Here is a 25,741-nt window from a genome sequence, read left to right as displayed (position 1 = left end):
CGACGCTTTCGCGAACCCGGAGGTTCTCCTGCCTCACGCAAACGCGCGCCTGCCTCCTCGCGGAAGGCGGCTGATCATTGAGCGGTCCCATGCGGGCGGGAAACAGGAGCGCATCGCTGCGGCCATGGGGGTGTCTCCCGCCGCGTGAAGCGCTGGCTCGACCCGCCACCCGCGGCGCCCAAGGCGAGCTCTTTCCCGTTCGCCGTATCGGCCGGGTCATTCGGCGGAGAGGGCCGTCCGGTGCTGGCGGTTCGCGGCGATCACCTCGTCGAGGGATTCGCGGGTGCGCAGCAGGTCCGCGATGTGGGAGTCGAGGCGTGCACGCTCCGCTGTCAGGCGCTTCCACGCGTCATCGGTCTTCTGGGTGCTCGGATCGCGGACGCACGGCAGGAGTTCGGCGATGGTGCGGCTGGAGAGGCCGGCGTTGAAGAGCCGGCGCAGGAACAGGACCCGTTCCACGTCGGAATCACCGTAGTGCCGCTGCCCGCTGGGGCTGCGGGTGCTGGTGATCAGCCCCTGCTCTTCGTAGTAGCGCAGCGAACGGACGCTGGCGCCCGTCTTCTCGGCCAGTTCGCCGATCCGCATTCCGGCCTCCGTGATCCCCGACACAACACTTGCCCCTGACATCAATGTCAGCTCTTACGGTACCGGTATGAACACACTTTTCGACAGCGTGGCACTCGGCGAACTCCGCCTGCCCAACCGTGTCGTCATGGCGCCGATGACGCGGGTCCGCTCCAATACCGACGGGCTGGCCACCGCCTCCATGGCGGCCTACTACGCCCAACGCGCCTCCGCGGGACTCATCGTGACCGAAGGCATCCAGCCGAGCCTGCTGGGCCAGTCGAACCCGCTGACCCCGGGGCTCTACACCGCCGCGCAGACCGAGTCGTGGCGGCAGGTCACCGATGCCGTCCACGTCAACGGCGGACGGGTCTTCGCCCAGATCATGCACGGGGGGCGGATCAGCCACCCCGACACGACCGGCCTCCAGCCGGTCGGGCCGTCGGCGGTAGCCCCCCGAAACGCCGACACCTTCACCCCCAGCGGGCCCCAGCCGGTGCCGGTCCCGCGCGCGCTCACCACCGAGGAGGCCGGACACGAGGCCCGCTCCTACGCCGCAGCGGCCGAGCGGGCCGTCACCGCCGGTTTCGACGGGGTGGAACTGCACGGAGCCAACGGTTACCTGATCGGGCAGTTCCTCTCCAGCAGCGCCAACCTCCGCACCGACCACTACGGCGGCTCGATCGCCGGCCGGATCCGCTTCGCCGTCGAAGCCGTCACCGCGACCGCCGAGGCGATCGGCCCCCAGCGGGTGGGTCTGCGGCTCTCGCCCGGCGCCGGAATCTGGGACGCGATCGAGGAGGAGACCGCCGAACTCTACGGCGCGCTGCTCGCCGCGCTCGCGCCTTTGGGGCTCGCCTATATCCACCTCGAGGCCACCACCGACGAACAGACCCTGGTGGATCTGCGCGGGGCCTGGCCGGGCAGCCTGATCGTCAATCCGTCGTTCCCGATGGGCCCGCTCCCTGCTGGCCGCAAGCAGGCGGACGACTGGCTCGACCTCGGCGCCGACCTGGTCTCCTTCGGCCGGGCGTATTTGGCCAACCCCGACCTCGTGGAACGGCTCCGCGCGGACCTCCCCTTGGACGAGGCCGACCCGGAGACCTACTACCAGGGCGGCGACGAGGGGTACCTCGACTACACGTCGTACCGCTACTGATCGCTCGGGGCCCTCTTCAGGGGCCGGATCATCCTGGCGGCGCACAGTCGCCGTGCGGGGACTGTGCGCCGGCAGTGCCGGCCGCGCGAGCGAACGGCGAAAGCCTGCTCCCGCCCGACACGCACCGCGATCTGCTCATCAGGGCGTGCGGCGGCAGCGCCGCCCTCGGGGCTCGACCGGATATCAGCGGCGGGTTTCGATCTTCAGCTCGCCGTGGGTCTGGATGCGGCCGAAGTCGCCGGTGAGCAGGTTGTGCGGAGAGCCGAGTTCGATCGCGCTGGCCTCGTTGAGGCGGGCCAGTTGGGAGTCGGTGAAATCGACCTCCAGGGCGCCCAGGTTGCCCTCCAGCTGCGCGGGGGTGCGGGCTCCGATGATCGGTGCCGTCACGCCCGGGGTCTGCAGGGCCCAGGCCAGCCCGATCTGGGCGGGTGTGTGGCCCAACTCCGCGCCGATCTCCTTCACGACATCGGCAATGACGAAGTTACGTTCGGAAAGGTTGCCCAAAGTGAGGTTGAGGCTCTTGCGGGCACTACCGTCGGATCCGGGGCTCGTATCGGTAAGGTCATCGCGGCTGTACTTGCCGGTTAGCACCCCGCCGCCCAACGGTGAGTACGGCATCACCCCCAGCCCCATCTCGCGTGCCATCGGGATCAGGTCGCGTTCCCCGGTACGCTCGATCAGGCTGTATTCGATCTCCAGCGCGACCAGCGGCGACCAGCCGCGCAGGTCGGCAATCGCCTGCATGCGCGCCACCTGCCAGGCCGGAACATTGGACATCGCCACGTACAAGACCTTGCCCTGCCGGACCAGATCGTCCATGGCGCGCAGGACCTCCTCGACCGGCGTCGTGAAATCCCACACGTGCAGGTAGAGCAGATCGATGTAGTCCGTATTCAGCTGCCGCAGACTGGATTCCACCGACGAGAACAGGCTCTTGCGGTGCGGGCCCCCGGAATTCGGATCGCCGGGCCGGCGCAGCGTCGTGTATTTCGTTGCCAGCACCAGGTCTTCGCGGTTGTCGCGGGTGAATTCGCCCAGCAGGCGCTCGGAGCTGCCGTTGGTGTAGGTACTGGCGGTGTCGATGAAATTGCCGCCGCGCTCGACGTAGAGGTCGAACAGCTTGCGCGCCTCGTCCTGCTCGGCGCCCCAGCCCCAATCGGTGCCGAAGGTCGCCGCGCCCAGCGCCAGCGGTGAGACCCGCAGCCCGGAGCGGCCCAACAGCCGGTAGGTGTCGAGGGTGAGCGACATCGAGTCCTCCTGTGCTTGTGATCCGTTGTCGAAACCAAGCCTGGGACCGCCGCGAGCCGGGGATAAGGGAGAGCGCTGCCTAGGAAGGCCAGTCCTACCCCGGCTGTAGGGTGGAACATGATGACCCGCACCGTGGACTCGACACAGGAGTTGGCCGCGTTCCTGCGGTCCCGGCGCGAACGCCTGGACCCGCACGATTTCGGCCTCCCGTCGCGTCGGCAGGCCCGGCGGACCCCGGGATTGCGCCGCGAGGAGGTCGCCGAGCTGGCCGGGGTCAGTATCGACTACATCGTGCGGCTGGAACAGGGCCGCGGGCTGCGGCTCTCAGCGAACGTGGCGGAGGCGCTGGCCCAGGCACTGCGCCTGGCCCCCAACGAACGCGCCCACCTCTTCAACCTGGCCCAGCAGCGCCCCCTCAACGCCGACAAGCCCGCCACCACCGCAGCGCCCCCGCTGGCCCGGCTGGTCACTGACCTGTCGCCGCTGCCGGCCATGCTGATGAACCACCGCTTCGACATCCTTTCCTGGAACAGCGAAATAGCGAGGCTGCTACTAGATTTCGACACGCTGCCGCCGGCGCAGCGCAATTTGATGTGGCTGTGCCTGATGCATCCGGGAATACGGGAATTCTATGTCGACCGCGAGCGCGTCGTGCGGGAGGGGATCGCCCACCTGCGCGCCGCGTGGGCCGCGTATCCGGAGGATCAGGCGTTGACCGACCTCATCGCCGAATTCACCGCTGGCAACGAGGAATTCGCGCGGTTGTGGGCCGAACGAGACGTCAAGGTCAACGGCCGCGGGCGCAAGGTGATGCGGCATCCTGACGTCGGTGTGGTCGCCGTGAATTTCGAAGTGCTTATGCCACTTCAAGATCCGGACCAGCAGTTGGTAACCTTCCGCGCTGCGGACGATGAGAGCCAGTCGGCATTGGATCGGCTGTGCGCACGGTAATGTCGAACCGACCATTCGTGCGCTGATTCGAACCACCGTTCCGGCGCGGTCGAGCCGCTGTTCCGGCGTGTGATTCGGAAGCACAAGTGTTCCGGATCCGCTGATACCTTCGACCACCTTGGCCGCCGGCTGTCCCGGGTGACCGTGCACGGGGCGCTCGGGCCGGTGTACTCGCCCCGGCCGAGCCTGGGGGAGCGGCCGTGCCTTCCATCCCAGTCGAGGCCTGGCACAGGGGTTTGGAATACCGCGGTGCCGACGGTTCTCTGCCGGGCTAAAGGCTCCCCGCGCTCACCTGTGATCCCATGTCAAAGCCGCCCTGGTCCTACGCGAACTCGAACAGTGAACTCGCTGGGATCACCTCGATCGTCGTCCTTTCTTTCTGTGCCGGAGACGACGAAGTTCGTACACCATAGGAGCCAGGCCGCCAGAGTCCAGAGTCCGACCATGACAACCAGCCGGACCAGAAGTGGGTTCATGGGTTTGTCACCGTTTCATGCTGGATTCTCGGGACGCTGGCGACCAGGCGTTCGAGGATGTTCTGGAGAACCGTGCGCGATGTGGCGAAGTTGAGGCGGGCGAACCCTACTCCGCCAGGTCCGAACTCCGGACCGGGACTGAGCGCTACGCGGCCGTACTCGTGGAACTTGCCGGCCGGGTCACGGCCCAGGCCGAGGGCGCGAAAGTCCAACCAGGCCAGGTAGCCCGCCTCGGGCAGGTGGTAACCGAGCTCGGGAAGCTGTTCGGCGAACACGTCCGCGACGAGGCGGCGGTTGTCGTCGAGATGGGACACCACGGCGTCGAGCCACGGCCCTCCTCTCTCCCACGCGGCCAGTGCCGCTTCGACTCCGGCCGTGTTGACGGCGCCGAAGATGTCGGGTGGCTGCGCGTCGTAGGCGGCGCGCACGCTCTCGGCCCCGAGATGGGCCAGAGCGCAGCGGGTCCCGGCGAGATTGAACGCCTTGGTCGCGGAGGTGAGGGTCACCGTACGGGAGGCGGTGTCGGTATCCAGAGAAGCGAACGGGATGTGCTGGTTCGGGGAGTAGGTGAGGTCGGCGTGGATCTCGTCCGAAACAACCAGCATGTCGTTGCGCCTCGCGGTCTCCGCGATCCCCTGCAGCTCGGCGCGCGTGAACACGCGTCCTGTTGGGTTGTGCGGGTTGACCAGCAGCAGCGCCCGGCACCGAGTGGCGGCGACCTCCTGGGCGAGGCGTTCCGGGTCGAAACGCCATCCCGAGGGTGTGTCAAGCATCGGGATCGGGACCAGGCGGCGATCCATGCGCGTGACGGTGCCGAGGAAAGGCGGGTAGTTCGGAGTGTGGACCGCCACCGCGTCGCCGGGTTCCGTCACCAGATGGAGCACCACCTGGAGCGCCTGGATGAGATCGGTGAATTCGCGGACCTGCCCAGGGTCGGGGCTCCAGCGGTAGCGCTCGTGCATGCGCTGGGCGAACGCGGCGCGTAGCGGACTGCCATGCGGCCAGTCCGGGTAGCCGATATCCGCACCGTCGACGAACCGGTGCAGCGCGTCGCGAATGGGCTGTGCGACGGGAAAGTCCATGTCCGCTACCCAGGCGGGAAGCACGTCAGGTTCGACGCGGTGCCATTTGGCCCCCGGTCTGGCGCGAAGCCAGTCCCAATCGAGTGTGTCGAAGTTGTCGGGATGGTTGGTGTGCGGGCCGGTCGCGTTCATCGGGTTCCCTCGGTGCCGAACGCGTGGGTCGTGCCCTGTGGATGAGCGGTGAGCAGGTCACGGAGGATCTCCAACTGTCCGTGGTGTTGGCTGAGTTCCTCCAGCACGTGTAGCAGCACTCCCCCCTGGGTGAGGGCTCGCCGGGGTCCGAGGAACCCCGAGGGCGGATCCCCGCGGGCGGGTGCGGGTGGTTCGACGTGGTCCAGGTCCAGGCGAAGCTGGCGTTGACCTTCCTGGACCCGGGAAACGAGCTCCGCCACCGTGCCCGTCGCGTGGAACTCCGCTTCCCGGTCGCGGTGCACGACGCGGCCAGCGGCCAGCGCTCCCACCCAGTAGTCGACCACGCCAAGGCAGTGGGTGGTCAGCCCGAAGGCCGAGTTGGCCCCTTTGAGGGCGGGCCGGCGGTTGACGAGATCATCACCGAGCTGCCTGGCGATCTCGACCATTCCCGCGAGCGCGCGGTCGACGAAGTAGAGGAACTCCTCCATGGCGGTGTCTTCGCTCTGGCAGGACCCGACGTCGTCCGTGTCCGCCGCTCCGGCGACGCCGTGTTCTGGAGAAGCATGAGGCATTCGCAGCCCGTTCATTGTCGTAACCGTTTAGACAGTGACTGCAGTTTGTTCGCTCGCATCGTCACCTGTCAAGATGGTGATATGGGATCCGTCTTCGTGAGCGGCCGGTCATCGTTGGACCTGGCAGGAACACTGAAGTGGCGGCGTGGTGAATCCGAGGAGTTGCTGGCGGAGCCCGCGGATCTGGGGCGGTGGGCGGTAGAGGCAGCGCTGGTGGACGAGCCACCCGAGGTGGCCGAGTCCGGTTTGCGCCAGGGCAAGGAGCTGCGCGAAACGATCTACCGGCTGGCCAGTGGCTGGCCGGCCACGGCTGATCGACAGGACGCGGAACTGCTCAGCATGGCCGCGGCCGTTGCTCCCCCCGTGGTCGATCTCGACCAGCGGTACCGTATCCGCAGGAGCGGCCCGCTCGAGGCGGTGCTGTCGGCCGTCGCCAGGGACGCGATCGAGCTCCTCGGCGGCTCGGACATTGGACGGATGCACGAGTGCGCGCGTCCGGAATGCACCCGGCTCTTCGTGGACTCCTCCCGTGGAAAACCGCGCCGCTGGTGCGGGATGGCCGAGTGCGGCAACCGGATCAAAGCGGCCAATTACCGCCGGCGTCAGCGCACCACGTCACCGAGCACGCGGTAAGTCCCTTGGGGCGGGGAGCGCCGGCAGCCCGCGGCCGTTCGAAGCGGCGGAACAGCCCGTAGGTGCTTTGCCAGGCGCCGTGGGCGGCGGGGACGTCACGCGAGGACGCTCCGACCCGTACCCGCCAGCGGATGGCGTTGAGCAGGGTGTGTCGGCACCGGTGCGGCGGGCGCCCCCACACGGCGGGTCCCGGCAGCAGCGGCCGCAGGGCCTTCCACCGCGTATTGGTGAGGTCATGGCGCTGGGCGGCCCGGGGGAGCCAACGCGAAGCCTCCGGTGGCTGGTCTTCTTGGTCGTTGACTCATCTACCGGAGGCTTCACGTGTCGCGGGCCGAGATCACCGAATCGGTACCGGCCACCTCCCGCCCCCTGCCTTCCTTCCAAAACAGGTCCCGGTAGTACTTCGCCGAGTGCCGGGCCCAGCCTTAAGCCGCAGTGTGTTCCGGGATTGGCGTTTCTGGATCATGTGTGGATCACCTCCTCTCCCGGGTAACCGGCGCTGTCTCACTGATCCCGCGTCGGCCCTCCGCATCGCGGTCGTCGCTCCTCAGGCCTGTGTCCGCATGGCCTTTCGTGCGGCCAACTCGGTGACGGCCATGACCAACCCGAAGCTGGTGGTGACGATGACGGCGTACGCGGTGATGTCGATGGCGGGAAGCATCCGCTCGCCGTTACTGAGGGCGAAGGTGAGACCGCACAGTCCGGGGATGGAGGCCGCAGTCGCCACGAGGCACGCGGTGGCCGCGAGGAATCCCGCCTCCCAACGCACCGTTCGCCGTTGCTGGGCAGGGGTGGCCCCGACGATTCGAAGGCAGGTGAACTCGGCCCGACGCGCGAGTGTCGTGATAACCAGTGAATTCACCACCGTGATGGCGATGTAGCCCCATAGGATCAGGAGCAGGAGGACGGAGAACGCAACATCCGCGGTCGCCTCGTCAGTCTCCCCGGCCGTCGCCGAATCGCTGGTCGCGACGCCGGGGTGTCTGGCGAGATGCTCTCCGACCTGGCGCTCGACCCCAGCCACTGGCGCACTGTCGGATGCGCTGACGGCCAGCGCGGTCGGCTGCCCGGAGGCCATCGCTGGCTTCAGGTCGTCGCTCGGGAGGACCACGTCGCCGAACCCGAGGCCGCGCAGGTATACCCCCGTCACGCGTCGCTCGATCGCTCGACCGTCAGGGAGCACGAGGTCGATGTCGTCGCCTTCTTCGGCACCCAGGGAGCTCGCGGCCTGCGTACTGAGGGCGACACCTCCGTCGGCGAAGGCGACCGTGTCCGATCCGACGGGGCGCAGGTCGGCGTATTGCCCGATCCGGTCCCCTTCGACCGCGAGGGCCGGCGACGACTGCCAGCTCGCATCGTGCTGGGTGCCACGGATCAGGACGCTTGTCGTGACGATCGGCTCGGTAGAGGCGACGTCCGGCATCGCGGTGACGGCGTCGGCGACGTCGTCATCCACGCCGGTCAACGGGGCGGTGACCAGAAAGTCCGCGTGTTGTCCCGCTTCGACCTGGTCGGTGGCGATGGCGCTCTCGGTCACCGCGGTGAAGAGCTGCGTCGCGCTCAGGCTCACACCGAGCACGATGGGTGTCAGAGCGCCACCGACGCGGGCGGAACGAGCGGTGAGGCCGGCAACGGCGATATAGCGGGGTGCTGAACGTCCGCCTCGGCGGCGCTGCGTCCGTGCCAACAGCCGGACTATCGATGGGCTGAGCGGGCCGACTGAGATGGCGATAACCAGCCCCGCCAGGCCGGGCAGCCCGACAGCGGCCTCGCCCGAGGCGTACATCGGTGCGCACGCCATGGCGAGCCCAAGCACAACGCCCGCCAGCCCGGCGAGCATCCGTGGAAGTCGGGCACGTCGCTCGTCCGCTCCCTCGAGTCCCGCGAGAGGGCTTTCCCGATGGACCCGCCGTAGCGAGACCCGCGCGGCAACCTCCGCGGAGACGACCACGACCGCGAATGCGGCCATGAACGGCGCCGGGCCATACACGGGCTCGAGGCTTTGGGGGATAGCGCCCCAGGACTGGAGGAGGCCGATCAGTCGAGCACCGAGGAACGAACCAGCGAGGGACCCAACGGTGGCCGCGGCGATCGCGATTCTCCTGGCCTCACCGCACAGCAGGCGCTTGACTTGCCTCGGTGTGGCGCCGATGACGCGGAGCATGGCCAACTCTCGTGAACGTTCCCTGATCTGTAGGGAGGTGATGACGATGAGAGTGAACACGCTGACGATGATCCCCAACGCACCGAATGCGGCCGCCGCCGAGACGAGCGTCGCCTTGGCCGGGCCCTGCCGGACCACCTCGATGTCGCCACGCGCATCGGCCGGCCACAGCCGAGCCTCATTGTGGGCAGCGACTGCGTCGAGTACCTCGGTGTCGTCGCTCTCCGCGGGCCACACCCCGACGGCAACCACGCGCTGCCCGGCCGCGTCCTGCAGGCGCTCGTGGCCGTCACTCAGGTAGACGTCCGCCACGTCGTTACCGGAGTCGTCGGCGGCGACGGTGCCGACGACCGTGAACGATTCTGCCTCACCACCGAACCCGACATCGACGACGTGGCCGAGATCGAGCTGCTCGGAGCCGTCGACCCCCGCTGAAAGCACGACCTCGTCCTCGGCTTCCGGCGCCCGCCCGGATGCGAGGCCGCGGTCCCCCAACGCGGTCGCCGACCATGGGTGCGCATCGACCGGCACCGGGTCTTCGTTCCCGACGACGAGGACGGCTGGCGCGATCCGGTCGGCGACGACCTCAGCATCGGGCAGCGCTTCCGACACCTCGTCGAGGATGGAAGCCGGCATGAGTGCCCGGTCGGGAACCGCGATATCGACGTCGTCCCTCACCGGTCGGGTCTGTTGGGCGCCGACCAAGACCGGGGCTGCGGCGTACTCACCTGTGCTGACCTGGCCTCGCACACCTGTCTCGGTCATCAGGCCGAGCGCCCCGACCAACATCGCGGAGAACATCATGGTGCTCACCAGGGCGAGCACCTGACCGCGCCTTCCACGCAAGCTCAGGCGGATCAGTGCCCTCACAGGGACCGTCCCAGGTCCGGCAGGGCACCCGCGATCTGCGCCGCGGTGGCTCCGCGCATCTCGCCTTGCCACCGGCCGTCAGCCATGAACAGGACGCGGTCAGCCGTCGAGGCGGCGACTGGGTCGTGGGTGACCATGAGGACCTGTTGGCCTATGTCCCGCACGATCGAGCGCAAGAGGCCGAGGACGGCCTGGGCTGAGGCGGTGTCGAGGGCACCGGTTGGCTCGTCCGCGACCACGAGCTCCGGGTCGGCGATCAGCGCGCGGGCGAAGGCGACGCGCTGCTGTTGCCCACCTGAGAGCTCGGCCGGCCTGTGGCCGAGGAACGCGCCGACTCCCACCGCGTCGGCCAGGCGCTTCACGGCGGCCTCGTCGATCCGCTCGCCCCCGAGCCTCAAGGGGAGCGAGATGTTGTCGGCGGCCGTCAGGGCGGGGATCAGGTTGTAGGACTGGAACACAACCCCGAGCCGCGATCGCCGCAACCGCGCCAGGTCGGTCTCGTGGAGGCTGGTGATGTCGGTACCGCCCACCAAGATCGCACCGGAGTCAGGCTTGTCGAGCCCGAGCAGGCAGTTCAGCAGGGTCGTCTTGCCCGATCCCGACGGACCCATGATCGCCGTAAACGTCCCCGGATCGAGGGTGAGGTCGGTACTGTCCAGAGCTCGCACGCTGCCTTCGCCAGTGCCATAGCTCTTACTGACCCCACGGAGGGTGACGGGTGCGGATTGGCTGCTGTCGGTGCCGGAGCTCCTGGTTCTCTTTTTGATCACGCTCTCATCGTCCGGGGATCCGCGGCGGCATCGGAATCCAGTGAGGGTCCGGATCGTGGTAGCGGTGGCTATACCTTCCGACTCGGTCTTGCGGCCACACAGCTTGTAGGATCAGCGCGTGAGTGACGGAGGCAGTCGGGTCGCCCGGTCGGCCGTCACATCAGCCATCGTCGGACAGGTTCGCGCGGTGCGCTACCTGGTCGGGGACCTGCTCGCCGGCCTCGTCGCGCTCGTCTTTCTGACGGCATCGGTGGCGGTCATTGCTCTGTCGGTCGTGGGAGTCGGGCTGCTCCTCGTCGGCCTGGTTGACCTTCTGGTCCGCCGTTGGTGCGACCGAGAGCGGACCCGCGTCGGCCGGCGCCTCGGGAGGTGGACCGACTCGCCCTACTTCGGAGAGGCCGGGGCGCGACTCTCCGCGGTGCGTGCCCACGCTGCGTCGGGGGCCCTGATCCGTGATATCGGCGCCCTGGTCGTGCGTGTGTTCGTCGGCATCCCGCTTGGCGCAGCGGCGATCATGTTGCTCCTATTCGCGCTGAATTACGCACTCAACCCTCTCTACTGGTGGGCACTCCCCGACGGTGAGACAGCCGTCATGTTCGAGGTGACCTCGTGGCCGGAGGCTTTCGCCTCGATGCTGGTCGGCATCGCCGCCTTCGCGCTGTGGGCGACGGCTCCCTATGCGGCCGTGGTCGACGCCAAGCTCGTGGCGGCGCTGCTGTCACCGAGTCGGGCACAGGAGCACCGCCGTCGTGCGGAGATCGAGAGGACCCGCCGCGAGTCTGCTGTGTCTGCCCATTCCGCGGAGCTGAGGCGGATCGAGCGAGACCTGCACGACGCGGCCCAGAACCGCCTGGTCGCGGTCGCGATGTATGTCGGCATGGCTCAACGCCAGCTCGAGACCGAATCCGGAGACCCCGGCATGGCACTGACCAAGGCCGGCCACGCCGCGACCGATGCGATCGCCGAGGTGCGCCGGGTCATCCAAGGCATCTACCCACCCGTACTTGCCGAGGAGGGGCTGGTCCCAGCAGTCGGGGTCCTCGTCGACCAGAGCCAAATCCCCACCCGACTGCACGTGGAAAGGCCGGCGCCCACCCCTGCCTCGGTCGACACGGCGCTCTACTTCTCCATCACCGAGCTGCTGACCAACATCGCCAAGCACAGCGGCGCCAGTGAAGCGACGGTGGAGCTGCGCTGGCATGTGGTCGAGCAGGTTCCGTGGGTGACGGCGGTGGTTGGCGACGATGGTCACGGCGGAGTCGACCCGGGCAGAGGCACCGGGGTCACAGGAGTGGAGAGCCGCGTCAACGCCCTAGGGGGGTCGCTCCGGGTGAGCAGCCCGCCCGGCGGTCCGACCAGAATCGAGGTGAGTCTCCAATGCGAGTCGTGATAGCAGAGGACGACGCTCTCCTGCGTGAGGGGCTTGCGGCGCTGTTGCGCGGCGAGGGCATCCACGTAGTAGCAGTGACCGATACCGCGGACGACCTCGGCGACCTGGTCAGCGCGCACGACGCAGACCTGAGCGTCGTCGATGTGCGGATGCCACCGACCTGGACCGACGAAGGGCTCCGGTCAGCGATCGAGATCAGGCGCTCCCGGCCCGACCATCCCGTGCTCGTTCTGTCCGCACACGTCGAGCCCGCGTCGGCGGGTGAGCTTCTCGCCGATGGCGCCGGCTCGGTGGGGTACCTCCTGAAAGAGCGGGTCGCTGCCGTCGAGGACTTCATCCGAGCCGTGCACCGTGTCGCCAGCGGGCACACCGTGCTGGACCCTGAGGTCGCCAGGATCCTGATGCAGCGGCGCCGCAGCCCATTGGCGGCGCTGACTGACCGTGAACGCGACGTACTCGAGCTCCTGGCTCAAGGAGATCGGAACAGCGAGATCGCCGCGAAACTGTTCGTCTCCGAAGCTGCGATCAGCAAGCACATCCGCAACCTCTTCGACAAGCTGGGCCTGCACATCGACGATGCCGGCCACCGACGAGTGCTCGCGGTCCTGACCTACCTACGCGAGAAGTAGCCCCCTGGCTCTGGTCTGCCCATTGGCGCCGCCTCGCCTACGGCCGCTGCCAGGCGCCGGTCCCCGTCCGCGGACGGCCGGGCCCGGATCACCCGAGGATGAGCGCGGCCTCGCCGGGGAACTCGGTCGTCAACGCGGTGTCCCCGTGTGCCCCGGTGTGCCGGTGGCGATCCCGGCGAGGGCTCCGCGATTTTCCGACGGCCGTGTGGTGCGGCGAATCATAGGAGCCCGGCGAGAATTTGACTGCGCAGACAGATAAATTGGGTGTCGGTGCCGGCCGGCTTGGGTGGTCGGTGCCGCCCGCACCTACAGTTCCGACGTCCAAGGAGGGCCGGCCGTGATCACTGCGGCCCTGATAGCCGCCGTCCTGTGGCCGCCCCAACTGCAGGCCACCACGTTCGTATCATCTGATTAAGGAAGTGCCGTGGACACAACGTCTGCACGAGATGATGACGCCGCACTGGCGCGCTCGCTCGACGGCGAGTTCTCCAGCCACGAAGCGGAGGTGAACGGCACCCGGCTGCACTACGTCGAGGGCGGCAGCGGCGAGCCGCTGGTCCTGATCGGCGGTTGGCTGCAGACCTGGTGGCAGTGGCACAAGGTCATGCCCGCACTGGCGCGCCGGTACCGGGTGATCGCTGTCGACATCCGCGGCATGGGTTCCTCGGCCAAGCCCGCCGGCGGCTACGACAAGAAGACCATGGCGCGCGACATCTACGAACTCCTCCGCCACCTCGGCCTGCCGGCGGTCAGCATCGTCGGCCACGACATCGGCGGCATGGTCGCCTACTCCTTCGCGGCCAACCACCCCGAGGCCACCACCAGGCTCGTCCTGCTGGACGCACCCCACCCCGATGCGGCGTGGTCGTCCTTCACCCTGCTGCCAGCGCCCGACCAGGACGTCAACGCGTCCTTCCCGTGGTGGTTGGCGTTCAACCAGGTGCATGGCCTGCCCGAGCAGCTGCTCGACGGCCGTATGCGGCTGCTGATCGACTGGCTCTTCGACACCTACGCCAAGGACCCCGGCAGCATCGACGAGCACTCCCGGCGGATCTACGCACGGGCCTACTCCAGCCCCGACGCCATCCGCGCGGGTGCCAGCTGGTACCAGGCGTTCAATCGCGACATCGCCGACGAGCGCACCTATGGGCCGATGACCACGCCGACCCTCGCGCTCGGCGGTTCCGGGAGCAACCACGCGCTCCTGCGCCAGGTGCTGCCGTCGAAGGGCCCGGACATCGACGTGGTCGAGGTCTCCGACACCGGCCACTACATCCCCGAGGAGCGGCCCCAGCTCCTGGTCGACGCCCTAATCGGTTTCCTGGGCTGAGGCACCCGACCGCAGGACGCCGGAACCGCCTGCTCGCCGCAGAGCGCGACTGGAACCGGCCGGCACGCACGAAGGGTCTCCCGCGTGCCGGCCGGTTCCCGCTGTCGGTCGACGGCATGATCGTCGCCGCCTCCATGCCCCTGCTCAGCGACGCCCGCCAGGGCCGGCGCGGGGGAGTGCTGCCCTGGACGCTGCTTGCTGCGCTGCCGCAGTGCCATCTCCAGTGCGTCCAGCAGAGGTCGGTGCGCGGGTGATCGGCCACCTGCCAGCCCACGATCCGCCGCGAGAAGGCATCCAGTACGAAGGCCGCGTATATCCAGCCCTCCCAGGTGCGCACGTAGGTGATGCCGGCCAACCATAAGCGGTCGGGCTCCTCGGCGACGAAGTGCCGGTTGACGATGGTCGGGCGGTCGTGGTCAACGGTGATCGCGGCGGTGGATGACGCTGGTGACGCGGGGACGGTCCTCGCCGAAGCTCGCTGGCACCTGCCGTGCCCGTTCCGCGTTTCGCGCCTCGCTCGCCTGGTGGTGGGAGAGGCGCTCTTCGTATGCCCGGGAGCGGCGGTTGAGGGGTGGCTGTCTGCGCCTCGACGCCTTGGCCAAGGATGCCCCATTTACTTCCAGTCCCGGAAGCGTATAGTTAAGACTGCTTCTTTGATAACCGAGTGCGATAGTAGAGGTGCCAACATGGCCATCCGGTTCAAGATCGAGAGCTACAGGCCGACCCCGGACGACCCGATCGGCCGCACTGGTGTCGGCTACTTCCCCCGCATGACCGAAGCCGAGGCGTGGGAGGCCGGAAGCGGAACGTGGAAAGTCGACCGGGCCAAGGCCGATCGGGAGCAGTTCGCACTGGTCGTCGGTGCGGACCGCGTCCTCGCCATCACCAGACTGTCCGCCACCTATGCGACCGGCGATGCCCGCATCGCGTTCGAGGGCGAACTGCTCACCGCCGGCCATCCGCTCTACGAGCGCTACATCGGACAGCCCGACCCGCTGGCGAACGGTTCGCGCAACCCGATCGCCTACGGCCAGATCGACGGCGAGGAGGAGTTCCTCGATCGTGGGTGCGCCTGCGGGTGCGGCACGGAGACCGCGAGCGTGTTCGCGCCCGGACACGACCACCGGGCGGTGATGCAGCGCGTGCGCGACCACTTCGACGGGTCGATTCTCTCGTTCATCCGCTGGGTGGACGCCGAGCTGGAGCGCGACAGTGGGCCGCGGTAGGTAGCGCCGGCCTCCTCTACCGGGCAGATCCTCCGGTGCCGGCGGGTCCGGACCGATCGCGCACGCGGCGCGTTCAGAGACTTATTTTGCGCGACACGAGGGAATTATTTGCGTTAGGGGTTCGCGTATCGGCAATCGCCCTGTGATTGGGGGCACCGGCCCGCATTACGCACTTGAGCGTGGCCGCGTTTCCTGGTTGCGCACCCGGCGATCTGGCTAGTATGCACTATATCAAATTTAGCCAACCGGCTCTGCTTCCAGATATCCGTGCTTGCTGTGGGAATCGTCGACGACTTCCCTCATGTTCCCGTCTCCCATGTTCCCATCTCCGTCGTTGTGTTCTCGAAAAGAGGCGTCGTTGATTCGTGGAGGTTGCGTTATGCGGCTGCCAAAGGCTCGCCTTTGGGTTCCCCCAGCGGCCGTCGCGGCCTGCGGGGCAGGGTTCCTTGTTACGTTCCGCGGGTTCGATGTACTGGGCTGGGCGGCGACCCTGGAGCTCGCCGCCTTGGGAACGGTTGGAATGGCCGTGGGCGTGCTCGCCATCATGGTGCGCAGAGTGGCGTACCAGGTGCGCCGGCTAAACCAGGTATCCGACACGAACACCCGCGGAATATCCGAGGCGATCGGCGAGTGCCGCGTCGAGCTCACGGGAGCGGTGGAGGGCGCCCGTGCGGAAGTCCACGAGCTCCGCGGCGATCTGGAGAACATGCCCGCAGCGATCGCCGAACGCGTCGACAAATATCAGCCCAGGCATTTCCGAGAGCTCACAAAGCACATCACCCGGCAAGGGTGCGCTGACTACGAGCAGCAGGCGGCCTGGTGGGAATTGCGCGAATTTCCGCAGCCCGCTTCGTTCATGCCGGCACTGCGTGGCTGGGCGGCGTCGCCTGACGTACTTCGGCTGGTCGCCCGCGCCATAGGCGAACACCGGCCCAAACTGGTCGTCGAGTGCGGCAGCGGGTCCTCCAGCATCTGGCTTGGCTACGCGCTGCGCAGGGCGGGCACCGGAAAGCTGGTGGCACTCGAACACGACGAGCGGTACGCGCGGCTGACACGGGACATGGTCGCCGCCCACGGGCTGAGCGACATCGTCGACGTGCGCCATGCGCCACTGGCGGACTGGCGCTCGGATCCAGACGCCGGTTTCCAGGACAGTCATTGGTACGCCCTGGATTTCGTGCGCGACCTGGTCGATATCGAACTGCTGTTCATCGCCGGACCACCGGCAGGCACAGGGACACAGGCCCGCTACCCGGCCGGTCCCATTCTGTTCCCCTTGTGCTCGCCGTCGGCCCTGGTCGTCCTGGACGACGCGGACCGCGCCGACGAGCAGGCTATCGGTGACCGCTGGCTGGCCGACGACCCGGACCTGCGGCGCGAGATCGTGGCGGCGGAGAAGAGCACCCACGTCTTCACCTGGCGGTCGGCATGATCGAACATACGCTGCGGTCGGCGTTGGACCTGCTCGGCGGGGACTTCGCGCTCCTCTGCCACATCGGAGGCCCCACGGCGCGGACCCGGCTCCCGGTCATCAAGCCGGCTGAATGTGGGCGGGTGGTCGATCTCGATGGCGAGCCAGCGGACGGTGGCCTCGGGCCACCCGACGCCGGCAACGGCGACACCGACGCCGGACCCGCGGGCCTGGTCGCACTCGTAGCGGCGACACCCGCTGACTTCAGGCGCGCCGTGGTGCTCAGCGACGGGTTTCCCTCCGCGGCGCACATTCTGCTGGGCATCGCTACCCTGCCGCCGCACGCCGGACCCCCGCTGCCGATCCCGCCAGGGCTGGGCCAGTGGAAAGAGCTGTACGACATGCATGTCCACCGGCACGAGGATGATGCGTGGAGCTGTGAGCTCTGCTTCCTGGAGCCAGTGGCCCCGAGGGAGGCGGTCGTGGCGGTGGCCCGGGCGATCGGCGGCGGCCGTAGGGCTTCGGCGATCGCTCCACTGGCAGCCCTGAGCGGCCCGGACACGTCACTGTGGCGCCCGGGTGACCCGGGGGCGATCCCGGTCGGCGCGAGTGGCCCGGTGCCGCTGCGCCGGGTGACGCCCAGAGCCGACATCGCGCTGCGTTCTCACAGCGGTGGGCCACCCGATTGGGGCGATGATCGCGTCGGCTGCGTCGACCGCGCGGGGCTGGCCGCACTCTCCTGGGAGAGGTTCGGCCGTTTCGGTGGAGGTACGTTGATCAGCGACCTGCGGCCCGGGGCGCTGGACGTGGACGACGTTCCGCCGATCGACGAGCGGGTCGTCAACCCGGCCGGCTTCGAGCGGTACACGGGCCCGCGTATCGCCAGCCTGATGCCGCGGCGGCACCGGTGGGCCGTTGTCGACGGCCAGAGGGAACTCTTCCGGGTTCCCGACTCGGGAACCATCACCGACGTTGACCTCGGCCGCCTTCGGTATCTGCGTGGGATTCGCGTGGAGTGGAGCCGGCACAGCGGGCCGCTGTCGGCCGTCCGAGCCGTCGCCGGCCTGGCCGCGGGAGGCGTTCCTGTGTTCAGTGGACCGGCGCCTCACTGGGCGCGTTGTCTGGGCGACGATCTGCGCTCCTTGCTCACCGCGGTCACGGCCGACGACCTCGCCGACTCGCTTACCCGCGAGGAGCACAGTGTGCGGCTACGCCGGGCGGCATTGCGGACGCACGGCACCCTGGCACGGTGGCGGCGGATCGGGACCCGCGCCGGAGTTCCCGCACCGCAGGTCCCTTTGGTCTCGGTCGTCGTATGCACGAGGCGCCCCGGCATGCTCGGCTTCGTCCTGCGGCAGCTCGCGCGGCAGCGTGGAGTCGACTTCGAGGTGGTCCTCGGATTGCATGGCTACACCCCGGAGCTTCCCGAGGTGCGCTCGGCCATCGCCGCGTTCCGGGCCACGGGCCACGAACTGACCGTCCACGCGGTCGACGGCGACACCGTCTACGGAACCATGTTCAACCAGGCGGTGGCCCGGGCGAGCGGAAGCCTCATCGCCAAGATGGACGACGACGACTGGTATTCGCCAGACCACCTGGCCGACCTGCTACTGGCGCGCACCTACTCCGGCGCTGACGTCGTCGGGTGCCCCAGAGACTTCCTCTACCTGGAGGAACTCGACCAGACACTGCGCTCCACCAAGGAGACGGAACGGATCACTTCGAGTGTCGCCGGGGGCACCCTCTGCGTGGACCGTGTGGTCGTCGACGAGCACGAGGGCTTCCGGCCGCTTCCCCACGCGATCGACTCCCAGCTCCTGCTCGCCGTGGCGCGCTCCGGCGGGCGGATCTACTGCACGCACGGACTCGGCTACGTAATACGCCGCGGCACGTCCGGCCACACCTGGAACGAGGAAGCCGGGTACTTCCTGCGCCGCAGCACCCGGCAATGGTCCGGCTGGAGGCCCAGCGAACTACTCGAATGCGAGCCAGGCGATGAGCCGGCAGCGGTGGTCAGTACGCCCTCCGGAGCCGGCGGTTGACGAAGCGCACTCCGCCCAAGCACACGGAATCGGGGGGACTGAGTGACAGTCGTGGACGACGGGTCGCGCGAACCAGAGGGGCGGCACGGGACCGCCAACCGCGGCAGCGCGAAAATACCCGACCGGGTACAGCCCCGAGTGCGGCACAACGACTATTCCGTGCTCCAACCGCCGCCACTCGGCGGCTGGACTCCCACACTTGATGTCTCGGTGGTCATACCGGCCTTCGGAGAGACCGAGAAGCTGCACCTGGTGCTGGCCGCGCTCGCCGCGCAAACCTACCCCGCTCACCTGCTCGAAGTGGTGGTCGTCGATGACGGCAGCGATCCACCGCTCACGCTTCCCGAGATCAAGCCAGAGAACACCCGGCTCGTCCCAACGGCCCCGGGGCTCTGGGGCTCGGCGAACGCCGTCAACACCGGTGCGGCAGCCTCAGACGGGAGCGTGCTCCTGCGACTGGACTCGGACATGCTCGTATACAGCGATCACGTGGAGTCCCAGCTTCGCTGGCAGCACATCGCCGACTACCTCGCGGTGCTCGGCCACAAGATGTTTCCCGAGTTCGTCCCGGGACTGCTCACTCCACAGCAGACCTACGAAGCAGTGCGCGAAGGGCGCGCCGCCGGGCTGTTCGACCGCGAACGCGCCGGAGCGCACTGGGTGGAACAGGTCATCGACCGCACCGATCGGCTGCGCTCCGCGGGCTCCAGCGCCTACTGCGTGTTCGTCGGGGCTACCGGGTCGGTGCACCGCGACCTCTTCGACGCCGTCGGCGGCATGGACCCGGCGCTCATCCTCGGCGGAGACACCGAGCTGGGGTACCGCCTCGCACAGGCGGGGGCCGTGTTCGTCCCTGACCTCGATTCCAGCAGCTGGCACCTCGGCAACTCCCAAATGCGTCTGCGCCGCGAGAGCGGGGCCCGCTACCGGCGCCCGTTCGTCAGCAACCGCGTGCCGCTCTTCCGAGAGCGCCGCAAGATTCACGGCAGGCAGTGGTCGGTGCCCTACATCGACGTGATCATCGACTCGGGCGGACACCGGCTTGAGGACGTCCGCGTCACCGCGGACCGCGTGCTCGCCGGAGATATGAGCGACATCCGTGTCTTCCTTGTCGGACCATGGGCGACTCTCGGCGCGGGCCCCCGCACGCCGCTCGACGACCCGGAGCTGGACCTTCGCCTGCTACGGGAGACCTACCGAGGGGAGAGCCGGGTCCGGTTCGTCGACGAGCCACCCGGAATCGACCGCTCGGTGCCGTTCCGGCTCGCGCTACCCGCTGGCTCCCTCCCCACACCTCGGGCCCTGCGCGTGCTCACTGACACCGCCGAGTCCGAGGAAGCCGGGCTGGTCAGTGTCGTGCTGCCGCACGCCAAGTCCGGAGCGGCGCCGCATTCGCGCCTGGAGCGCACCGCCGCGTTCGCGCGGGCACGCCATCTCGGCGCGACGGAGGCCGATATCGACCGGGTCGTGGACGAGGTCTACGGGGTGCACTGGATGGACTGGGCCGGGAGCTTCGTCGACGACCTCGCCCATGACGGACCCGCTGTGCCGTGCGACTGGCCGGCGGAGTTGCGGGAGGCACAGCTGGAGGCCAAGCGGCAGCGAGCACGCGCCGACAGGTTGGAGCGCAAGCTGCGCTGGCTGCGGCGGCTGCGCACCCCCGGGATCTGGCGCCGGGTTTTCCGCTGATCCGGGGCGGCGCAGGCGTTCTCTGGCCGCGGTGTCCTGCGAGGGCGCGGACACCACCTTTGGCCGCGCGATCGTGTTCCCCCTGCTGCGCCCGTGAGGCTGAGCAGACACGAACCCCGCATCGGTGAGCTCACCGCGACGCTGGGCGGACTCGACGAGGCGATCGCGCATCTGCAGATCACCCGCACGACGCTTCTCTCCCTGGCCGGCCGCTGCGCGGCCTGCGACCTCTGCCAGGCCTTGGGCCTGCCCATCGTGTCCAAGAACGTCGAGAACATCCGCTCCACGCTCAAACACCTGGTCAGCCACGGCATCCTCACCGAGACCGAGTCGGGCTTGTTCACCCAGCCCCACCCGTAACCCGCCAGCACACCCCTGACCAGCCCGCCTGACCCAAACCCAGTGACGAAAGGGGCATCAACTCACGAAACGCCCTCTTCAGGTTCCCGTTGCGCGGCCGGTCGACGGCGCGGCATGGCGGCGGTAGAGCCCTAGCGACCAGCCGTAGCCGACGAGGGTGATCGCGACGGTCCAGCCCAGGGCCCAGGCCGCATCGCTTCCGGCGGGGCACCGGCGAGGAGGCCCCGGATGGTGCTGATGATGGGTGTGAAGGGCTGGTACTGGGTGAATCCCTAATGCATGGTCATTTCGTGTTGGCTGGTGCTGCCCATGTCGTCCGTGCTCAAGTAATCGGACACACATGGAACACACCCTCGCGGACCGCAAAGGGGAATACGAACTGGGGTAGATCTCCTATCCGAGTAGTGGACTAATCTTCGCGTTGAGGTGAGGCGAGGAGTGCTTGAGAACCATGAGTGGTCATCGGTTCCCGGGGAGGTTCCCAAGCATGATTCGGACGAAGAGTGCTAATTGGGGTCCCTATGTTGTCCCTTCGTGCTTTACTGTCCGATATTTTCCCTGCTCAATCGGCGTGGCAGCCACCCTTCGGGGTGGCTGAGGATCGCAACCTCGGCCTCGCGCCGGGCGCGCTCGGCTTCCCGGGGTGGCAGCCACCCTTCGGGGTGGCTGAGGATCGCAACCTCGGTGGCCTCGGTATTCGCGTTGTTCTCCACCCTGTGCAACACCGCCGTGCGCGCCCGCCGCATCCCCTCTAACCCCTGCAACGGGGTGCGGGTGTCCTTCGGCGGCTACGACGCCGAACGGCAGGTCGCCACCCCCGCCCAGGTTCTGCGCGCGGCGATGCGGCTGCACCACACCGCCGGGTATGCCGGGTTCGTGCTGTGCCTGCTCAACGCCTACACCGGCGCGCGGCCGATTGATACTGCCGGCATCAGTACGTCCAGCGTGGGGATGGAGACCATGCGGGCGGGGAGTTCAGGGATACGGCAACGGTCAACAGTCACGTGCCCCCAGGATCCCCATGGCGGTGCCGACGACGATGTTGCGGCCAATGAAGCCGAATACGCAGACGAGTAGCTGCGGTGGGAACGCGAACGCGAACGCGGTCACGATCATGGACACATGGTCGCCGCTGGTGGGCAGCCAGCCCAGCTGCATGCGCTGTGCATCAGGGTGGCCACGGCCCGCGCCATGACCCCCCGGGGGCTGGAGATGGGGCGCAGGTCGATTCGCAGCCGGCGTCTTCATTCGACGAGCTCTCGGGTCCACGCTCGGGTTTCGATCGTTGGAAAGCGGTCTTTAACAGGTTGTGAATCCGGTAATACGAAGGTGAATATCCAAAGTTAGCCCGTGGAGTATCCAGACCGCGGCTATCTCCAGTGGTCGGCCCCTAACCCCAGTGTGAGCGGGGGTGACGAGTGGCGTCGGCCCGACCGCGGCCTCTGACGGCGCTCACTCTCAGGTTTTTTCCAGGTTTCTGCCAGAGACGTCGCACTTCTCTTCGGCTGAATGGGGGCGCATCGCACACCGAAGAGAGGTGGTGGGAAATGACGGGGGTGGAGCGTGCTGTCTCCGGCGACGCGCCGCACGCGCTCCCGGCGACGGCGTGGGTCGACGTCGTGATCCCGGTCTACAACGAGGAGCGCGCCCTGCCCGGGTGCCTGGAGGTGCTGTGCGCGCACCTGGAGCGGCACCTGCCGTTCCACTGGTGCGTCACCGTGGTGGACAACGCCAGCACCGACGGCACCCTCGCCGTCGCCCACGACGCGGCCGAGCGGCTGTCCGGCGTGCGCGTGCTGCACCTGGACCGCAAGGGGCGGGGGCTGGCGCTGCGCACGGCGTGGGGCTACAGCGACGGCGACGTCGTCGTCTACATGGACGTGGACCTGTCCACGGGGCTGGACGCGCTGCTGCCGCTGGTGGCGCCGCTGGTCAACGGCCATTCCGACATCGCGATCGGCTCGCGGCTGGCGCCGGCCTCGCGCACCGTGCGCGGCTCCAAGCGCGAGCTGATCTCCCGCTGTTACAACGCGGTGATCCGCTGGAGCCACGGCGCCCGGTTCAGCGACGCCCAGTGCGGGTTCAAGGGGGCACGCGCCGACGCGGTACGCCCGCTGCACAAGCACGTCCAGGACGATTCCTGGTTCTTCGACACCGAGCTGCTGCTGCTGGCCGAGCACAACGGGCTGCGGGTGCACGAAGTGCCGGTGGACTGGGTGGAGGACACCGACACCCGCGTCGACGTCGTCCGCACCGCCCTCGACGACATCGCCGGACTGATGCGGGTAGCCCGCGCCAAGGCGAGCGGGGCGGCGCGGGTGCCGGGGCTGCCGCGGCGACCCGGCCCGCGTCCCGAGCACCCGCAGGCCGTGGTGGGCGGGGCGGGCGGCGGCCTGCTGTGGCAGCTGGTCTCCTTCGGCGCCATCGGCGCCGTCTCCACGCTGCTCACGGCCGTCCTCTACGCGCTGCTGCGCATCTGGTGGCCGCCGCTGGTGGCCAATCTGGTGGCGCTGGTGGCGACGACGCTGTGGAACACCGAGGCCAACCGGCGTTACACGTTCCTGCGCCGGGCCCGCGCCGATGCGCGGGGGCGGATCCATTTCCAAGGGTTGGTCGTGTTCGCGCTGTACTACGTGGTGACCTCGGGCGCGCTGTTAGCCCTGCAGACGGTCGAACCCGACGCCGCGCGGTGGCTGGAGGTGGCGGTGCTGGTTGTCTCGTCGGTCCTCGGGACGGCGCTGCGTTTCGTGCTGCTGCGGACGTGGGTGTTCCGCCCGGCGCTCGCGGACACGAGCACTCGCCAGGCGCAGGAGGCAGCGGAATGATGGCCGACCGCGCATCCGCACCCCAAACGGGGTCAGCGGTCCGGCGGCGGTGGCAGCCCTGGGCTCTGGCCGCGATCTGCGTTGTGGCCGCGGGACTGTATGCGTGGGACATCGGCGGCTCCTGGGGCAACGCCTACTATTCCGCAGCCGTGAAGTCGATGTCGCAGAGCTTCGAGAATTTCTTCTTCGGCAGCCTGGACGCGGCCGGGGTGGTGACCGTCGACAAGCCGCCGATGGCGCTGTGGCTGCAGGTGGTCTCGGTGAAGATCCTCGGCTACTCGCAGTTCGCGGTGCAGCTGCCGCAGGTGCTGGCCGGGGGCGCGGCGGTTGTCGTGCTGCATCGCACGGTGCGCCGCTGGGCGGGGGAGAACGCGGGCCTGCTCGCGGCCCTGGTGCTGGCGCTCACCCCCATTACCGTGGCGATCAACCGGATCAACAACCCCGACACGCTACTGGTGCTGCTGGTCGTGGGTGCCGCCTATGCGATGACGCGCGCGTGTGAGGGGCCGCGCGCCACGGGCTGGCTTGCGCTGGCGGGGTTGCTGGTCGGCTGCGGTTTCCTGACCAAGATGCTGCAGGGCTGGATGGTGCTGCCTGCGTTCGTGGCCGCCTATCTGGTCGCGAGCCGGTCCTCGTGGGGGCGCAAGGCCGCCGATCTCGCGGTGGCCGGGGCGGTGCTGGTGGTCGGCTCGTTCTGGTGGGTTGCGGCGACCGCGCTGTGGCCCGAGCCGAAGCCCTACATCGGGGGCAGTGAGGACGGATCGGCTTGGGACCTGGTGTTCGGCTACAACGGGTTCGGCCGGATTTTCGGCGGCGGCAACATGCGCGGCGGCGGCCAGATGTCCGCGGGGCCGCCCGCCGGGAGCGGTTCCTCCGACGCGGTGGGCGGTATGCCCGGCGGCGGGGGAGGACCCGGCGGGGGCTTCTCCGGTCAGGCGGGGATCCTGCGGATGTTCGGCGACCAGCTCGCCGGGCAGATCAGTTGGCTGCTGCCGCTGTGCGGGCTCGTGCTGGCCGCGGTATGCGTCTCGGGCGTGCTGCGGCTGCGGGCAGGTCGCCGCCTCGACCGCCGGGGTGCGGCCGGCTGGGTGCTGTGGGGTGGCTGGCTGCTGGTGGTCGGCCTGGTGTTCAGCTTCGCGCAGGGGATCATGCACCCCTACTACACGACGATGATGGCTCCGGCCGTCGGTGCGATCGCCGGCGCGGGTCTGGTGCGGTTCTGGCAGTGGTACCGCCGACCCGCGCGGCGGGCCTGGCTGCTGCTGCCGCTCGGGGTGGCGCTGACGGTGTTCTGGGCGTTCGTGGTGGTCATGCGCAACCCCGACTGGCACGCCTGGGTCGGATACGTCGCGCTCGGGCTGGCAGCGGCGGCGGTGGCGCTGCTGCTGGTGCAGCGGGGCGGACGCAGGCGGCTGGCACGCGCCGGCCTCGCACTGGGGCTGGCTGCGGTTCTGGCGGTGCCGAGCGCGTGGTCGGTGATCACGGCGGTCGGTTCGCAGGATTCGATGAACGGTGCCAACGCGATGGCGGGGCCCAGCACCGGTATGTTCGGCGGCGACCGAGGTGGGTCGCCCGGCGGCACGGACGCCGCGGCGTCCGTGCCCGGCGGCGTCGGCGGTGCTCAAGACTCCTCGGGGCAGGACACCCCGCCGCAGCAAGGCGCTGGGGCACCCGGCGGCATGGGCGGTGCTCCCGGCGGCTCGACGGCGGAGCTGTCTGAGGAGCAGCAGGCACTGCTCGGCTACGTCGAGTCCGAGGCCGGCGACCGCACGGTCCCGCTCGCTGTGGAGGGCGGGGCGATGAGCGCCTCGCCCTACATCATCAACTCCGACCTCACGGTGGTCGCCATGGGCGGGTTCGGCGGTACCGACGATGCCCCCGCCGTCGAGCAGTTGACAGCGTGGCGCGAATCCGGAGAGCTCGGGTTCGTCCTCATCGGCGGCGGGAGGGGCGGCATCCCGCCGAGCGGCACGCAGGTGTCCAGCGGGGCGCAGAGTCCCATGGGCGGGGAGGAGCAGGCGCGCGGTGAACGTGAGGAGTGGGTGAAGCAGAACTGTACCCAGGTCGGGCCGAAAGCCTGGGGTGGTTCGCAGGACAGTTCACAGCAGCTCTACTCCTGCCGCTGACCCGCAGTGGCGGGCGCGCAGCTTTGGCGGAAATTTCCGCAAGCAGCGCCCGCCACCAGCCCGTCGGCCTTCCCACGAGGCCGCGTCGACGT

General features: G+C 68.7%; 21 protein-coding genes and 2 pseudogenes. 15 read left to right on the top strand and 8 right to left on the bottom strand.

The window, feature by feature from the left end; translation table 11 throughout:
- Positions 1-216 precede the first annotated feature (216 nt).
- Positions 217-585 (bottom strand): MerR family transcriptional regulator, encoded by a 369-nt coding sequence (locus tag F4561_RS18040; protein ID WP_184580562.1) that lies wholly within the window; start codon positions 583-585, stop codon positions 217-219.
- Positions 586-652: 67 nt separating this feature from the next.
- Here F4561_RS18040 and F4561_RS18035 point away from each other — a divergent pair, with 67 nt between their 5' ends.
- The gene (locus tag F4561_RS18035) at positions 653-1,723 is read left to right on the top strand and encodes an alkene reductase (protein WP_184580560.1); all 1,071 of its coding nucleotides are present in this window, start codon (positions 653-655) and stop codon (positions 1,721-1,723) included.
- Positions 1,724-1,906: 183 nt separating this feature from the next.
- Here F4561_RS18035 and F4561_RS18030 read toward each other — a convergent pair whose 3' ends face one another.
- Complete coding sequence (locus F4561_RS18030) at positions 1,907-2,971, bottom strand: aldo/keto reductase (RefSeq protein WP_184580558.1); 1,065 nt, start codon at positions 2,969-2,971, stop codon at positions 1,907-1,909.
- Positions 2,972-3,088: 117 nt separating this feature from the next.
- On the opposite strand from F4561_RS18030, the gene F4561_RS18025 reads away from it, so the two are divergent.
- Positions 3,089-3,922, top strand: coding sequence for a helix-turn-helix transcriptional regulator (locus tag F4561_RS18025; RefSeq protein ID WP_184580556.1), 834 nt, complete (start codon positions 3,089-3,091; stop codon positions 3,920-3,922).
- A gap of 472 nt (positions 3,923-4,394) precedes the next feature.
- Here the strand turns inward: F4561_RS18025 and F4561_RS18020 are convergent, their stop codons facing one another.
- Both F4561_RS18020 and F4561_RS18015 read right to left on the bottom strand, forming a co-directional pair.
- Entirely contained in the window at positions 4,395-5,612 is a 1,218-nt protein-coding gene (locus F4561_RS18020; protein ID WP_184580554.1) for a MalY/PatB family protein, read from the bottom strand.
- Positions 5,609-6,184: a mycothiol transferase gene (locus F4561_RS18015; RefSeq protein ID WP_221445532.1), complete on the bottom strand. Its 576-nt coding sequence runs from the start codon at positions 6,182-6,184 to the stop codon at positions 5,609-5,611. The genes F4561_RS18020 and F4561_RS18015 overlap by 4 nt, the downstream gene beginning before the upstream one ends.
- Positions 6,185-6,265: 81 nt before the next feature.
- Between F4561_RS18015 and F4561_RS18010 the strand changes: the two genes are divergently transcribed.
- The gene (locus F4561_RS18010; RefSeq protein ID WP_184580552.1) at positions 6,266-6,817 is read left to right on the top strand and encodes a CGNR zinc finger domain-containing protein; all 552 of its coding nucleotides are present in this window, start codon (positions 6,266-6,268) and stop codon (positions 6,815-6,817) included.
- Here the strand turns inward: F4561_RS18010 and F4561_RS34025 are convergent.
- The 3 genes and pseudogenes from F4561_RS34025 to F4561_RS17995 all read right to left on the bottom strand — a co-directional run.
- Positions 6,762-7,037, bottom strand: a pseudogene (locus F4561_RS34025) (transposase); the annotation flags it as partial. The gene F4561_RS18010 and the pseudogene F4561_RS34025 overlap by 56 nt on opposite strands.
- A gap of 327 nt (positions 7,038-7,364) precedes the next feature.
- The gene (locus F4561_RS18000) at positions 7,365-9,785 is read right to left on the bottom strand and encodes an ABC transporter permease (protein ID WP_246437780.1); all 2,421 of its coding nucleotides are present in this window, start codon (positions 9,783-9,785) and stop codon (positions 7,365-7,367) included.
- A 62-nt stretch (positions 9,786-9,847) separates the two neighbouring features.
- Positions 9,848-10,519 carry an ABC transporter ATP-binding protein gene (locus F4561_RS17995; RefSeq protein WP_312885349.1) on the bottom strand — a complete coding sequence of 224 codons (672 nt, stop codon included), beginning with the start codon at positions 10,517-10,519 and terminating at the stop codon, positions 9,848-9,850.
- Between the two features lie 220 nt (positions 10,520-10,739).
- Here F4561_RS17995 and F4561_RS17990 point away from each other — a divergent pair, with 220 nt between their 5' ends.
- The 4 genes from F4561_RS17990 (at position 10,740) to F4561_RS34020 (ending at position 14,224) form a co-directional block, all read left to right on the top strand.
- Positions 10,740-12,011 carry a sensor histidine kinase gene (locus tag F4561_RS17990; RefSeq protein ID WP_184580548.1) on the top strand — a complete coding sequence of 424 codons (1,272 nt, stop codon included), beginning with the start codon at positions 10,740-10,742 and terminating at the stop codon, positions 12,009-12,011.
- Positions 11,999-12,640 (top strand): response regulator transcription factor, encoded by a 642-nt coding sequence (locus F4561_RS17985; RefSeq protein WP_184580546.1) that lies wholly within the window; start codon positions 11,999-12,001, stop codon positions 12,638-12,640. The genes F4561_RS17990 and F4561_RS17985 overlap by 13 nt, the downstream gene beginning before the upstream one ends.
- Before the next feature lie 424 nt (positions 12,641-13,064).
- Positions 13,065-13,970 carry an alpha/beta fold hydrolase gene (locus tag F4561_RS17980; protein ID WP_184580544.1) on the top strand — a complete coding sequence of 302 codons (906 nt, stop codon included), beginning with the start codon at positions 13,065-13,067 and terminating at the stop codon, positions 13,968-13,970.
- A gap of 116 nt (positions 13,971-14,086) precedes the next feature.
- Complete coding sequence (locus tag F4561_RS34020) at positions 14,087-14,224, top strand: hypothetical protein (RefSeq protein ID WP_184584265.1); 138 nt, start codon at positions 14,087-14,089, stop codon at positions 14,222-14,224.
- A gap of 26 nt (positions 14,225-14,250) precedes the next feature.
- On the opposite strand, the pseudogene F4561_RS34015 reads toward F4561_RS34020, so the two are convergent.
- Positions 14,251-14,583, bottom strand: a pseudogene (locus tag F4561_RS34015) (hypothetical protein); the annotation flags it as partial.
- Between the two features lie 73 nt (positions 14,584-14,656).
- Between F4561_RS34015 and F4561_RS17970 the strand changes: the two are divergent.
- From F4561_RS17970 to F4561_RS17935, 8 genes are all read left to right on the top strand, one after another.
- Positions 14,657-15,196 (top strand): hypothetical protein, encoded by a 540-nt coding sequence (locus F4561_RS17970; protein WP_184580542.1) that lies wholly within the window; start codon positions 14,657-14,659, stop codon positions 15,194-15,196.
- A gap of 379 nt (positions 15,197-15,575) precedes the next feature.
- Complete coding sequence (locus tag F4561_RS17965) at positions 15,576-16,628, top strand: O-methyltransferase (protein WP_184580540.1); 1,053 nt, start codon at positions 15,576-15,578, stop codon at positions 16,626-16,628.
- Entirely contained in the window at positions 16,625-18,649 is a 2,025-nt protein-coding gene (locus F4561_RS17960) for a glycosyltransferase family 2 protein (RefSeq protein ID WP_184580538.1), read from the top strand. Before F4561_RS17965 ends, F4561_RS17960 begins: the two co-directional genes overlap by 4 nt.
- A 42-nt stretch (positions 18,650-18,691) precedes the next feature.
- Positions 18,692-20,338, top strand: a complete 1,647-nt coding sequence (locus tag F4561_RS17955) for a glycosyltransferase family 2 protein (protein ID WP_312885348.1) — start codon at positions 18,692-18,694, stop codon at positions 20,336-20,338.
- Between the two features lie 93 nt (positions 20,339-20,431).
- Positions 20,432-20,698 carry a hypothetical protein gene (locus F4561_RS17950; protein ID WP_184584263.1) on the top strand — a complete coding sequence of 89 codons (267 nt, stop codon included), beginning with the start codon at positions 20,432-20,434 and terminating at the stop codon, positions 20,696-20,698.
- Positions 20,699-21,382: 684 nt separating this feature from the next.
- Positions 21,383-21,775: a hypothetical protein gene (locus F4561_RS17945; protein WP_184580536.1), complete on the top strand. Its 393-nt coding sequence runs from the start codon at positions 21,383-21,385 to the stop codon at positions 21,773-21,775.
- Positions 21,776-22,245: 470 nt separating this feature from the next.
- Complete coding sequence (locus F4561_RS17940; RefSeq protein ID WP_184580534.1) at positions 22,246-23,523, top strand: bifunctional glycosyltransferase family 2/GtrA family protein; 1,278 nt, start codon at positions 22,246-22,248, stop codon at positions 23,521-23,523.
- On the top strand, positions 23,520-25,649 hold the full coding sequence (locus tag F4561_RS17935) for an ArnT family glycosyltransferase (RefSeq protein WP_184580532.1): 2,130 nt from the start codon (positions 23,520-23,522) through the stop codon (positions 25,647-25,649). Before F4561_RS17940 ends, F4561_RS17935 begins: the two co-directional genes overlap by 4 nt.
- Positions 25,650-25,741: the final 92 nt, after the last annotated feature.

Origin of the sequence: Lipingzhangella halophila (assembly GCF_014203805.1) — a bacterium.
Taxonomy (GTDB): Bacteria; Actinomycetota; Actinomycetes; order Streptosporangiales; family Streptosporangiaceae; genus Lipingzhangella; species Lipingzhangella halophila.
Note: the sequence above shows the minus strand (reverse complement) of the source record. Positions and strands in the feature narration are given on the sequence as shown.